This is a genomic window from Flocculibacter collagenilyticus (assembly GCF_016469335.1).
Taxonomy (GTDB): domain Bacteria; phylum Pseudomonadota; class Gammaproteobacteria; order Enterobacterales; family Alteromonadaceae; genus Flocculibacter; species Flocculibacter collagenilyticus.
The window spans coordinates 1,262,711-1,276,599 of sequence record NZ_CP059888.1; the positions used below are offsets into that span (position 1 = coordinate 1,262,711).

General features: G+C 34.6%; 12 protein-coding genes. All 12 read left to right on the forward strand.

The annotated features are described in order from the left end of the window. The first annotated feature begins 8 nt into the window (after window positions 1–8). The 12 genes from HUU81_RS05575 (at window position 9) to wecC (ending at window position 13,819) form a co-directional block, all read left to right on the forward strand. Window positions 9–1,277, forward strand: coding sequence for an MATE family efflux transporter (locus tag HUU81_RS05575; RefSeq protein WP_199611273.1), 1,269 nt, complete (start codon window positions 9–11; stop codon window positions 1,275–1,277). After that, a complete protein-coding gene (locus HUU81_RS05580; protein ID WP_199611274.1) occupies window positions 1,274–2,107 on the forward strand; it encodes a putative capsular polysaccharide synthesis family protein in 834 nt (277 codons plus the stop codon). The genes HUU81_RS05575 and HUU81_RS05580 overlap by 4 nt, the downstream gene beginning before the upstream one ends. Window positions 2,108–2,569: 462 nt before the next feature. Further along, window positions 2,570–3,517, forward strand: coding sequence for a glycosyltransferase (locus HUU81_RS05585; protein WP_199611275.1), 948 nt, complete (start codon window positions 2,570–2,572; stop codon window positions 3,515–3,517). A 24-nt stretch (window positions 3,518–3,541) separates the two neighbouring features. Then, window positions 3,542–4,309: a YdcF family protein gene (locus HUU81_RS05590; RefSeq protein ID WP_199611276.1), complete on the forward strand. Its 768-nt coding sequence runs from the start codon at window positions 3,542–3,544 to the stop codon at window positions 4,307–4,309. Then, window positions 4,309–5,574 (forward strand): hypothetical protein, encoded by a 1,266-nt coding sequence (locus HUU81_RS05595; RefSeq protein ID WP_199611277.1) that lies wholly within the window; start codon window positions 4,309–4,311, stop codon window positions 5,572–5,574. Before HUU81_RS05590 ends, HUU81_RS05595 begins: the two co-directional genes overlap by 1 nt. After that, window positions 5,571–7,082, forward strand: coding sequence for an asparagine synthetase B family protein (locus HUU81_RS05600; protein WP_199611278.1), 1,512 nt, complete (start codon window positions 5,571–5,573; stop codon window positions 7,080–7,082). Before HUU81_RS05595 ends, HUU81_RS05600 begins: the two co-directional genes overlap by 4 nt. 23 nt (window positions 7,083–7,105) lie before the next feature. Continuing rightward, window positions 7,106–8,149: a glycosyltransferase family 4 protein gene (locus HUU81_RS05605; RefSeq protein ID WP_199611279.1), complete on the forward strand. Its 1,044-nt coding sequence runs from the start codon at window positions 7,106–7,108 to the stop codon at window positions 8,147–8,149. Window positions 8,150–8,262: 113 nt separating this feature from the next. Then, window positions 8,263–9,207, forward strand: a complete 945-nt coding sequence (locus HUU81_RS05610) for a Wzz/FepE/Etk N-terminal domain-containing protein (RefSeq protein ID WP_199611280.1) — start codon at window positions 8,263–8,265, stop codon at window positions 9,205–9,207. Further along, window positions 9,197–10,489: a WzyE family oligosaccharide polymerase gene (locus HUU81_RS05615; RefSeq protein ID WP_199611281.1), complete on the forward strand. Its 1,293-nt coding sequence runs from the start codon at window positions 9,197–9,199 to the stop codon at window positions 10,487–10,489. Before HUU81_RS05610 ends, HUU81_RS05615 begins: the two co-directional genes overlap by 11 nt. 53 nt (window positions 10,490–10,542) lie before the next feature. Continuing rightward, on the forward strand, window positions 10,543–11,292 hold the full coding sequence (locus HUU81_RS05620) for a WecB/TagA/CpsF family glycosyltransferase (RefSeq protein WP_199611282.1): 750 nt from the start codon (window positions 10,543–10,545) through the stop codon (window positions 11,290–11,292). A gap of 106 nt (window positions 11,293–11,398) precedes the next feature. Further along, complete coding sequence (gene wecB / locus HUU81_RS05625; RefSeq protein WP_199611283.1) at window positions 11,399–12,538, forward strand: non-hydrolyzing UDP-N-acetylglucosamine 2-epimerase; 1,140 nt, start codon at window positions 11,399–11,401, stop codon at window positions 12,536–12,538. Window positions 12,539–12,556: 18 nt separating this feature from the next. Then, entirely contained in the window at window positions 12,557–13,819 is a 1,263-nt protein-coding gene (wecC, locus tag HUU81_RS05630; protein ID WP_199611284.1) for a UDP-N-acetyl-D-mannosamine dehydrogenase, read from the forward strand. Window positions 13,820–13,889 lie beyond the last annotated feature (70 nt).

Here is a 13,889-nt window from a genome sequence, read left to right on the forward strand (position 1 = left end):
TTTATTTCATGAATAAGCGAAATAAACAATTTTGGCTAAAAGATACGGCTATAGTTTTTGTATTGAAAGTCTTTTTCACGTTTTGCTCTTTTGTTTCAAGTGTACTTTTGTCTCGTTACTTTGGTGGAGAAAGGATTGGAGTATACTTTAGCTTCGTATCGGCGCTAACTATCGCTTCTGTTCTTTGTCGTTGTGGAATAGATAATGTGATAACGCGTTTTATAGCGAGTAAAGTGTCTATAAAAAAAAGCGCTATTTTGATGTGGGCGTTTTCTAAGCTGCACATTACATCATACATATCTGTGTCCATCTCAGTAGCTATTTTCGGAATGAGCTACTTTAGTTCCTCACACAAAGGTATACATTTAGCTATTGCTTTTGCGGCCCTTTTTGCTCCGTTGCTGAGCTATGGGGCTGTTTATGAGAGCGCTTTCAAAGGAATAAAAAATGTTAAGCTATATGGTTTTTACAATGGCGTTGCTCGTTTTTTACTACTCTGTACAGCGTTTGGTGTTATTCATTTTTATGAATACTTGGATATTGAGACGTACATTGTTGTACACGGAATAGTATTGTCTTTTTACTTACTTTTTATTTATTGCCATTGGTTAATTATAGAAAAAAACCTTGATATGGAAGTCGGTTCTACAGATATCGTGATGCTTAATCGTTCAAGCCCTGATAATTGGATCATTGCAGTATTATCTGTTTTTATGCTTCATTCTTTACAAGTAGGTGTCGGTTTTTTGAGTTCGCAACAAGAAGCAGGTTTATTTGGTGTTTCTATGCGAGTTGCGAGCGTTTTAGTATTTCTCTTAGCTGCATTTAACACTGTTCTTGCGCCTCGTTTTGCTGAGTGTTCAATGGCAAGTAGCAATGAAGCTCTTAAGTTACTTTATAAAAGGACTACAATTATATGTGGACTGATTAGTGTACCAATTATTACTTTAATTTGGCTATTCTCATCAGAAATACTTTTGCTTTTCGGTGCAGAGTTTATTGACGCTAAACTCACATTACAGGTTTTATTGTTGGGGCAGCTTTTTAAAGCTTTAGTAGGGCCCACTGGAAATCTTCTGATAATGTCTGGAAATGAAGCTGTGCAGAAAAAAGCAGTTTTTATATCAGTAATTGTACTAGTTTCACTTGGGGGGGGGTTAATTCCAGTATATGGTGCACTTGGAGCTGCCTTATCTGCATCAGCGGCTGTTATTGTAAATAATGCTATTAGCTTCATATACGTAATTGATAAATTCAAAAATAGGGAAACAACGTGAAATCTTTTAACTTTTATGTTCGTTATAAAAAGCTGTTTCAACGTTATTTGAATAAGGATAGTGTTTTTATATATCAAATGGGTAAAGTAGGCTCGACCTCATTAGAGGGTAGCATTGACGGAGCTGTTCACGTTCATACGTTCCATGCAAGGAATCATACATGTCCTGTTAGGCTCAGAGGTATGGCTAGATTTGGGGGGAGGTATTATTTAAATCGTCTAAAACAAGAGCTTGTATACATAGTATGTAAGTGTTTATTCAAAAGAAGGAGGCAAACTAAGATTATAAGCTTAGTGCGCGAACCCTTATCAAGAAATATTTCTATGTTTTTCCACGACATAGATGCTTATATATTTTCTGCTTATACAAATTGTTTAGGAGGTGGAAGGCAACTATCTACGAGAGAGCAATCCTCAAACTTCCTTGTAGAAGTTTTTTCAAGTGAGTTTAATCATGAATACCCTGTTAAATGGTTTGATGAGGAATTGAAGGCGACCACAGGCATTGATATCTATGACTATTCGTTTGATATTAATAAGGGCTATGCTCTAATACAGTCGGGAAAGTTTTCTCTTTTATTGCTTAGAAGTGATAAGCTCACTCAAAATATTGCAATTATTGAAAGTTTTGTGGGGAGGGAAATTAAGTTGGGAGCTAAGAACCTTGCCAGAGATAAATGGTATTGGGAGGCTTATCAACAATTTATTGATAATTATAAGCTATCAGAGTCTATGTCGAAACTGTTATATGATAATAGATTTATGAAACACTTTTTTTCAAAAGATGAAATTAGCGCCCTAAAAGTAGAGGGGAAGTGTGAAGTGCCCTGATGGCCACGCTCGAAAATGCATTTGGGCTTTATGGCTATGCTTTACTCTCTTTGAATTGATATATACATAGAGATGATATTATCGTGGTAGAAAAGCTGAAATATAATCAATATAAATGTAAAGGCTACATTAATATTCGGTTATAGATAAATTGTATTCTATCTCATAGCAATGTTGCTTTCAGAAAGTGCAAAGATATGGATTTATGGCAAAATCAATATATCTCAATTATTAAAAATGTCTTGATATTAATTTATTGCTATTTGAGCGTGTGCGGTAAATTGAATGCGGCAACTCAGTAATATATTATTCCCTTTTATCATTGAAGGTTATCCGTGTGTTACAAATTAAAAGTACTTAAAGTTTTGCTGTTTTTAGTGCATACATAAAACACTATGTTGTCTTAGCTTGTATGAGTATTTATTTGAACATGTTAGAATTGAAATGTAATAGCTGAACAGAATGGATAATTATTTTAAAGTGAATAATATTGTTTCAGAAACAATACCCTCTAATTCCAAGCGCCCTTTAATATCAGTATATATGCCAACTAGAAATCGAGTTGAGCTAATTACTAGAGCTATAAATTCGGTACTTGCCCAGGATTATGAAAATTTTGAACTAATAATTGTTGATGATGCATCATCAGATAACACAGTGGAGTTCTTAAATTCATATTATGGAAAAAACAAGCGAATATCTGTTTATCAGCTTGATAAGCAAAGTGGGGCATGTAAAGCAAGAAACCTGGCAATAAAAATGGCGAAGGGGGAATTAATAACGGGAATTGATGATGATGATGAAATGCTTCCAAACCGCTTGTCTACGCTTTATAAGTTTTTTTCCAAGGATGTTTCGTTTGTTTGTTCAGCGTATTTTTGGGACTATGGCCATAAATCAGTAGTTAAATTTCCTAGCAATAAAAATATTACACTTCATGATATGCTAAATGTAAATGAAGCGTCTAATCAGGTTTTAGTTGAGAAAGATAAAATATTATCTTTGGGAGGATTTGACGAAAAATTTGTAGCATTTCAAGACTATGATATGTGGGTGAGATTGGTTGAAAAATATGGCATTGCAAAAAGAGTGGCAACTCCAACTTATATTGTTCATGTGGGGCATTCAAAAGAGAGAATATCGGCATCTCCAAAAAAATTAACCGGACTGGCTCAATTTTTTGAAAAGCACAGAGCTAAAATGTCTTCCGAAAACCTGACGAATCAAGAGTTTCTTAAGATTAAAACAAGTAATCAAAAGCTAAGTTTTTCTAAGCTTATAAAGCAATTAGTCACTGGTGATAAAAGGCTTAAAGTTCAATATTATTTGTCGAGCAACCTTTCTTTCTTGGCTACATTACGTCAAAAGTATTTAAGACGTGGTGCGAAGCTAAAAAATAATGAAAAATAATTTCATTCAGATATAGGAAGGGCAATGGAGTTTTTTGTTGAGCTATATAAGTTCTGGTTTACACCGCTAACTATTTCTATCTATCTGCTTGTGTATTCATGCTTTTCTTCTATCTATCAAAAAAATATAGGCAGATCGGCGGTTTGTTTATATTTAGCTACAACGATATTACTTGTATTTTCTCTTCCTTATGTTCCAAATTTTATGATTGGATTAATAGAAAGTAAGCCTACAAAGTTGGTAAACGCCAATGCGCGTAGTTATAAATACGTCGTTGTGCTTGGCTGTGGTCATACTGATGATGAAAGTCTTCCGCTCACGAGTAAAATATCCAGTTGCTCGCTTCAAAGGCTTATTGAGGGAATAGTACAATTTAATAAGGTTGAAGGTGGCGCATGGCTTGTTTTAACAGGAGGGAAGGGGGTTGGAAATGTCAATTATCATGCTGATGTACTAGCAGAGTTAGCTATTAGTTTAGGTGTATCTAACAAATCAATTATCAAGATACGAGAAGTCAAAAATACAAAAGATGAAGTTAAAATAATAAGTAAAATCATTAAATCGGAAACATTTTTGCTGGTAACTTCTGCTAGCCACATGCGTCGTGCAGTTCAATTTTTTATAGAGAGCGGAAGCTACAATGTTCTTGCTCACCCAACTGGATACTTTGTTAAGCGCCAAAAAAGTATAAATAAGTACTTTTACTTCACACCGTCATTAACTAATCTTTATAAATCCAATCGTGCTACCTACGAGCTGAGTGCATCATTATGGGAACAGGTAGCTAGATAATGAGATTTAATGGCGTATTTAATAAAATTTGTATAATATATGCGACGGGTGCTTTTGGTGGTACTAGACTCTTATTTTCCACACTTTTAACCTATTATTTTTCAAATGAGAACAGTACGAATATTGTTCTTTCAGATATATCTTTCGTTTTGGCAATAAATCTTTTTTTCACTATAGGTTTTTCTATGGTATTGCTTAAAGATATATCTTTAGCTCCGCAAGAAGCAAATGAAATAGAGAATAGATATAAAATAGAGAGTTTGGTGGGATTGCTCTCTGGTATTTTTTTTATCACGTTAGCTTTTTCATTTGATGTAGTAGCGCATCCTATTTTATGTATTGCACTTTTAGTTAGTATTACCTTTTATCAGAACTTGAGACATAAACTACTAGCACTGAAGCTTTTTAGGAAACTGACAGTGGTCGAACTAGTAATAATGTTGCAGATCTGTTTGGGAGTGACATTGCTGACTTACATTGAGTTAATAGAAGCGGTTTATTTATTTCTCGTATTTATTACCCCATATTTGTTCATTTTCTTTGGAGCTATTATGACTTTCAGGTTGAAAGCGAAGATGAGCATAAACTTTAGCAAGATTAAGGAGTCAATGTTCGTTGGCTTCTCAAATGGTTTATCTGGAGCGTTAAGTTGGCTGATACCTCCCTTGATTCTTCCATTTGTAGCAACATCTATGTCTTATGTAATGACAGCAACCACATTTTTGTTAGGAATGGTAATGTTAATACCAAGAGTTTTTGTGAACGCAAAGCTGCCTGAGTTTATAAAAGCAATAAATGCACCTGATGATTCTAGTTATAAAAAAATTTACACGTCGCTCAGAAGGGTAATGTTATTGATTTATTTACCACTTCTAGTATTCAGTAACTCATATTTTATGCTCTTAGATATGTCCGATGGTATTAATTTTACAGGAAGTGATTATTTGCTTGTTTCACTAATAATCACATTTGGTTATTTGAGCCAGTTTGCTCTTTTAGACACACTAACTTTAAATATGAGTGAGAGATCATCGATTGTTTTAAAATATAATTTCCTTTATTTCTTTTTCAGTAGCAGTCTGGTGTTTACGACTATTGCAATACTGGATACACATCAAAGTTTAGTAGTTTATTCAATTTATTCTTTGTTAATAATAATTGTTCTTGTCAGAAACTTTTTTTTAAGAAGATACTGTAAACTCTCACGATTAAATTTATATAATACTAATCTAACTAATTTCACAAGTGGTGGTCAAAAAGTATGAAGGGGCTTTACCTAAATAGTGACTATAGAAAACTATTTCGAACAGTGGAGTATTTTCAAGGTATTCATCAAGTGTTGGATGTGGAGCTCGATTCATCAAATAATCTCACAGTAGTTTATTCTGAAGAGGAATGGCCTGTAGAGCCTATAGTGTCAATTGAAAATGTAATAGGCGTTGTAGCAGGGTGGTTTATTTTCAATGGAAAAAGAAATGATCTTAGAGGGTTTATACAAGAGTATCAAATTAGCCCTGATAACGCGGTTAATAAAATATCAGCTGGTAGTTTTGTTATATTAATAAAAGATAGAGACATCATTAAGTTATTTACAGATCCATTAGGAATTTCAGCACACTATAAGCATGATAGTCTCGATAAGCTAGTTATAGCGCCTTCTATTCAAGCCTTCAATGATATAGAAAAGAATATATTCTTTGATGGAATTCAAAAGAAGCATGGGTGCTTATTTGGTAACTTTACTGCTTTTAAGAATGTTGAGCGGCTAGAGCCTGGAGCTATAATTATGAAGGATTCTATTAGAAAATATTATAGTGTTAACACTCATAAATATAGCAAACATAGCTGTATTTCTAACTTATCGGCTGAAATTAATGAACTTGCTAAGCATTGGAATACAGATGTTCGAGCTTTAGCCATAAGTGGAGGCTTAGATTCAAGGTTAATTTTAGCCTCTTCCAACTATAGTTTTGGTTACACATATGGACCAGAGCACAGCGGTGATCGTCCTGTCGCTAGACACTTTAAAGCGGACTTTACTCATTATATAGAGTTTGATTATGACTATCCTCGTAAGGTTCAGCATGAAGATGATATTTGCGAAGAAATATTTTTTGGTTCGTCGAAGGCGGTATATAGGCTTTTGACTACCTACAAGTTTGCTAAAGAAAATAGCAATGGTGCATTTGCATTTTTTGATGGCTATGCGGGAGATACTTTACAACGAGGAGAGTTTATAAAATTTCAAGGATGGTTAGGTGAATTGTTTCGCATATTTCCCATTCTTTATTCGCTTCCTTTAAGTGCTAAGTATATTTTATTCAAGAGATATTCTAAATTAAACAAGAAAGAAAAAGAAGTTTTATATAGTGACTTTCAAAATAAAACAAAGGGATTGTCTCTTACTGATTATCAAAAGGTAACATATTACGAATTCGTATACGGTCGCGGTGCTAGATTAGCCGTTAATGGTGGAAATATTATAGGTGGACAATTTTTTACTGTCATTCCTGTCTTTACCAAACTGAGTATTTTTGAACCCCTGTTACTCCAGTCACATGCAAAGGGAATTCAGTTTAAATTAATAAATAAAATATGGAAAAATATACCGAGCAAATATAAATCAGTAAAAACTGAGACTGGTTTTAAACCTTCAACACCTCCATTTTTTATTCCTTTCATCCATTTTTTCACTCGTGTGAAGCTCCACTTTCTGCCTGGAGATGGAAATTATTCGAAGCAATTAGAAAGCGCTCGTAGAAATAATACATAATATAATTAAATTTTAAGCTACTAATGAATGTATTAATATTAACAAATATGCCTGAAGATCCTTCCAAGCCTTATTTAGGTCAATTTGTTAGGGATCAATATAAGGAGCTTAAGGGCTCAAGGTTTTGTACAGTTGATTATTATTGTATGAAGGTAATGACTTCCAGAATTACAAGTAAATTCAAATATATAATTTTCTTCATGTCTTTTATTAAACATATAATTTTAAAAAGAAAGCGATATGATATTATTCATATACACTTTTTTTATCCGACAATTATTTTAGCGCTAACATATAAGCTATTTAGAAATACCAAGTGCAAATTAGTAGTTACTTTTCATGGTAGTGATATATATCACTACTCCCCCCCTTCGAAGGTTTATCGTTTAGCTACAAGGTTTATTGATTATCCGATTTTTGTTAGTCGAGAACTAATGAAGAGGTTTTTTCAACCTGTAACAAACTACGCAATACTTAGTGCTGGAATCAGTAACGACTTTTATCAAAAGAGAACATTTGATAGAGACATCGACATCCTCTTTGTTGGCACGTTAGATAAAAATAAGGGCACAGATAGACTCATAAGCCTTTTAAAGCAGCTGAAAAAGCCAATGAAGGTTACAGTGGTGGGTTGCGGAGAGTATCATAGCGCCTTATCTAGCCTTAGAAGTGTACACGATGTAAAGCTATTGGGAAGTATGAAAAGCTCTGAGTTAGCAATTATTTATAGTAGAAGTAAAATACTTCTCAATTTAAGTAGGAATGAGTCATTCGGACTTGTTTTAACAGAAGCTATGGCAAGCGGATGTATTGTTATTGCAACTAGCACAGATGGAGCCAAAGCGCAGATTACTAATAATAGTGGTTTTATTATCGACTCTGAGAATTCAGAAAATGCTTTAATAAACTCTGTCGAGAAAACAGTATTAAAAGCATTAGCTCTTAATGATACGCAAAGATTAAATATTAATAATAATGCGCTTAAGTTAAGCAAAATTCACTCTATTAAGAATGTGTCATCTGAAATTGAGAAGATTTATATTACATTAACGCACGGCGGAAGGTAGTGTTAAATCCGCATTACAATTGTATCAATGCTTAGTTTTTTGCAAGTTAATTTTATTTAACTTTTTAAATGCAAAAAAAATTATATTAAAATGTTGTAACTATAGGAGTTCAAGTGGTTCATTCAACTGTAAAAGAGGTTGAGTTAGACGCTGTGTCTAGCCTAACTTTTTTTGTGCAAGGAATTCGAAAGTATAAATACTTTATTTTAGCTTTTTCAGTATTAACGATGATTGCGAGTGTCTTTTACGCAATTTCGTTGCCTAATATTTATCGAAGTGAGGCTCAATTAGTTCCAGTTACAAGCTCGAGTAACTCTGGTCTGTCGGGAATGTTAAATCAGCTTGGTGGTCTAGCCTCAGTAGCTGGAATCAGTTTAGATGGTGGAAAGGGAAAAGATACATATAGAATTGAGGAATCAATCAAATCTAGAGATTTTTTGATTGATTTCATAAATAAACATAAGCTAAAACCATATTTATTTGCTACTAAAGAGTGGCAGCAAGAGTCGAATACATTAATTCTCGACCATGAAATCTATGACAAAAATAACAATTGGATCCGTGATGTCAAATACCCTAAAAAGAAAACCCCTACAGATGAAGAGGCATATGAAAAATTCAGAGAAATTTTTAATGTAACCTATATTAGAAAGAAAAACTTGTTTAAGTTATCAATTGACTTTTACAGCCCTTTAATTGCACAGGAATGGTTGAGTGAATTGATTAAAGATTTCAATCATTATAATAGAATTAACGAGTTAGCAGAAATTAACCGTAATTTAGATTTTCTTAAGAAGTATATAGAGACTACAGAATTAAAAGAAATTCAACAAACAGCATTTGCGCTTATAGAAGAACAAATGCGTGCTTTAATGCTTGCTAAGAGTAAGGCTGAGTATACATTAGAAACTATTCAATCAGCATATATTCCCGAAAAAAAGTACTCTCCTAGCAGGGCTTTGATTTGCATAGGCTTGTCAGTCTTAGGGTTTATTTTGGCCACCGTCACTTTTTTAATTGTTTATGGGCTTAGGCTGAGTAAACATAGTGTTAAATGAATTATTACTGATATTTATTATCAGTACAGCCAGTTTAATAGTTTGCATGTTCATCCTTAGAGATAGGCTTGGTTTTGTTTATTTCATTTCATGTTTTCTTTACATTACAATGTTTCTGTGGATCCCGCTTAGCTGGACTGCTAATACGTTGTTTGGATTAGAGCTTTCATCAGATGAAATTTATATGCCTGGGCTTTGGTTAACATTATTATTTTTTAATTTGTATATCTTCTTAAGCCTATTTTTGACGCGAAATGTAAGGGCCTCAGAAATTCCGATATACCCTCCAGATGTAAATAAGTTAGTGATGTTTATATCATTATTTGTATTTATTATGGCAACATTGGGCTATGTAGCAATTAATGGGATTAGTTTTAGTGCTGGTAACTATGGCGACCGATTAGCATCGAATGCAGGAAATGGCATTTTTATGATTTTTTTCTACTTGTTTATTCCTGCTGCTTTTGTGATTCTGCTCACATATAGGACAAAAGGTGCATTAATTACAGCATCCGGAGTAGCTATTCTAGGTGGCGTTGCAGTATATTTTATTTTGGGGGGGTCAAGAAATGTATTAGCAGCAGCGCTATTGGGTACTATAATACTTGCTCAGAGATTAAAGTTAATATCTCTTAGTACTCTTTTTAGTATAGTTATTGCTTTGATATTTGTGATTAATTATCTTGCATTTGTAAGATATGGACAAGGGTTAGATGATAGTACACTTGAACTAGGTTTCCGCTATTTAATTGATAGCTTGTCTCCTTACGACTCTTTTAATAACATAATCACTTTTTATAATGAAAGTGATGAAGAGTTTCTCGGGCTAAATAATATTGCAGCACAATTTTACGGTTTAGTGCCAAGAGTTCTTTGGCCGGAAAAACCAATCGTTCCGCTAACTAATGCATTGTATTATACCGATGTAATATTAGGTTCATCTAATGAGTCTATCATCATTTCTCCTACCCTAGTAGGAGGCTTTTATATGATGGCTGGCAGTATAGGGATGTTATTAGGGTTGATTTTTTTATTAGCATTTAGTTATGTTTTAGAAGTGTCAATTTTTTCTTCAAAGCCGTTCCCAATTTTAATCTGTTACACATTACTTCCGTATTCATTTTTTATGATGCGAGAGTCTTTAGAATTATTCATTTATAAAGTTATAATAACCCTTTTTACATTCACATTTGTTTGGTCGATTACCGTTGTTTTTCAAAGTATAAAAGAGAATATGTATTTAAGTGGTGGTAGTACTGGAAAGGTTAAAGTCAGCTCTTAGGTTACTAGGTGTTGTCAATTTGCCAATGTATTTAATTTTTAAGTAAGAAAGATATGTCGGAAAGTAAAAGTGTAACTGCTCTAAATGAAGTTGTTACGGTTGAAGTTTTGGGAGTTCCTATTCATTGTTTTGATTCAATAGAAACTATGTTATCTACTATTCTTTGCGAAGCGGGAGTAGTTCAGCCTGGTTTTGCTATTGCGATTAACCCAGAGAAAATAATCAAATCAAATGAAAGTATTGAAGTAAAAAATATCTTATTATCAGGAACAATCCGTTATGCTGATGGTATTGGTGTTGTAAAAGCTCTTCAAAAGAAGACAAGGAAAAAGTTAGATAGAATCCCTGGTGTTGAATTGTGGGAGTCACTGTTATCTAATACTGCTCCTTATAGAACAAGAGTTTATATTCTTGGTGCAGAAAAGCACGTTTCTGAGTTGGTTTGCACGAAATTAAAGTCGAGAGGAGTTAATGTAGTAGGTAGTCACAGTGGTTATTTTTCTGATGAAGATGCTCTGATAAATGAAATTAAGAACTCAAAAGCTAAGATAATTACTGTAGCTCTAGGCTCTCCAAGACAAGAGATATTTATACAAAAGTGTCGTGAGCAGTATCCAGATGCATTTTATATGGGGGTTGGAGGAACATACGATGTATATGTAGGGAATGTTAAAAGAGCTCCCAAAGCATGGAGAAAAGCAAACTTAGAGTGGTTGTATAGGGTGTTGTCTCAACCTTCAAGGTGGAAAAGGCAAGTTCCATTGTTAAAATTCTTAATGAGATATCTATTCAATCGTCTATAATGCAAGCCAAAGTTTTTCTTTTGATTAAAACTCCTCAACACCGTAAAGGAATATCAGGCAAACAATCTGGTTTGTGGAGCAATATAAGGTTTAAGTAATTCTCTAAATGAAAAAAATACTCTTAGTTTTCGGGACGCGCCCTGAAGCGATAAAAATGTGCCCACTTGTAAAAAAGCTTAAAGATAATGAGAGCTTTGAAGTGGAGGTTTGTGTTACAGCTCAGCATAGGGAGATGTTAGATCAAGTCTTGTCACTTTTTGATATTACGCCTGATTATGATTTAAATGTGATGAAACCTGGTCAGTCGCTTTCAACGCTTACTTCAAATATCCTATCTGGAATGGAGTCAGTATTAAACCAATCTAAGCCCGACATTGTGCTTGTGCATGGCGACACCTCTACAACATTTTCAACTAGCTTATCTGCTTTTTATCAGCAAATTCCTGTTGGACATGTTGAAGCAGGTTTACGTACAGGGAATTTATATTCGCCTTGGCCTGAAGAAGCTAACAGAAAGCTTACCGGTGCAATAACGGAGCTACATTTCGCTCCTACAGAGCAATCAAAAGAAAACTTATTACAAGAGAATATTGATGCTCAAAGCATACATGTGACGGGTAACACGGTTGTTGATGCTTTATTAGAGGTTGTGAATGCAATAAAGTCAGATGAAAGCTTAATAAGAGATTTTGAGCAGCAGTTTGACTTTTTGCAGCAAGATAAAAAGATGATTTTGGTTACCGGGCATCGAAGAGAAAGTTTTGGTGATGGCTTTGAGCGGATCTGTGAGTCTTTAGCGTTAATCGCAAAAGCCAAACCAGATGTAAATGTTGTTTATCCGGTGCACTTAAACCCTAATGTACAAGAACCCGTTAATCGCTTATTAAGCGGAATTGACAATATATTTCTTATATCACCACAAGACTACCTTCCATTTGTGTATTTAATGGAACGCTCAAACATAATTTTAACTGACTCTGGTGGCATTCAAGAAGAAGCGCCTTCACTTGGTAAGCCTGTATTAGTAATGAGAAATACTACAGAGCGTCCAGAGGCCGTTGCGGCTGGTACCGTTAAACTTGTTGGGACTGATGTTGATGTTATCACATCAGAAGTGTTTAAGTTGCTTGAAGATCCTGATTACTATAATGCTATAAGTTTTGCACATAACCCGTACGGTGATGGTAAAGCGTGTGAACGTATTGCACAAGCGTTACAGAGTTGGAAAAATACTAACAAAGTATAAATATAATATGGATTTGCTATGAGTTTTGAGACAATTTCAATTTTTGGGCTGGGTTATATTGGCCTACCTACTGCTGCAGTATTTGCTTCTCGTAAGATTAAAGTCATTGGAGTGGATGTTAATCAACATGCTGTTGATACTATTAATCAGGGAAAAATTCATATTGTTGAACCTGACTTAGATATTGCTGTTCAATCTGCTGTAACTGCTGGCTATTTGACGGCAACGACTCAAGCTCAAGCTGCGCAGGCATTTATCGTTGCCGTGCCTACGCCTTTTAAAGATGATCACAAGCCAGATTTAAGTTATATACGCGCCGCTTGTGAAGCCATTGCACCAGTACTAGAGAAAGGCAACTTGGTAATATTGGAGTCAACGTCGCCTGTTGGTGCAACAGAGCAGATGGCTAGTTGGTTGGCTGAGTTTAGAGTCGACCTAACCTTCCCTCAAACCGATGGGGATAATGCTGATATAAATATCGCTCATTGTCCTGAGCGTGTGTTACCAGGGCATGTAATGCATGAGTTAGTGGCTAATGATCGGATTATTGGCGGCATGTCTGAAACTTGCGCTAAACGAAGTGTAGAGTTATACAAAACTTTTGTTAAAGGTGATTGTATAGTCACAAATGCGCGTACTGCAGAAATGGCTAAATTAACAGAAAATAGCTTTAGAGACGTGAATATTGCTTTTGCAAATGAGCTATCTATTATTTGTGATAAGTTAGATATCAATGTTTGGGAACTAATTCAGCTTGCCAATCGTCATCCTCGAGTGAATATATTACAACCTGGTTGTGGCGTCGGAGGGCATTGTATTGCTGTTGATCCTTGGTTTATTGTTGATTCGGCACCTGAGCATGCAAAACTTATCCACACCGCTCGTTTAGTAAATGACAGTAAACCTGACTGGGTAGTTGAAAAAGTTAAATTGAAATTAGCGGAGTTTTTGACTGAAAACCCAGAGAAATCTGCGAAAGATGTTACTATCGCCTGCTATGGTATTGCTTTTAAACCAAATATTGACGACTTAAGGGAAAGCCCTGCATTAGAGATCACGAAAGAGATCGCAGATTGGTTCGCTGGAGAGGTTCTGGTGGTTGAACCGAATATTAATGAGTTACCTAAATCATTAATATCTACTGTTACTCTTTCAGAAATTGATAGTGCGAGAAAAGGTGCAGATATTTCGGTATTACTTGTAAAGCACGAAGAGTTTATTAGTATCAAAGATGTATTAAGTACTAATAATACTATTGATACGATTGGAATGCTTAGTTGATATTCTAAGCCGACTTCGAGTGTTGCATAGGCTTGATTACGTTATCGTAGTTTACGATGAGTTGCAGTTG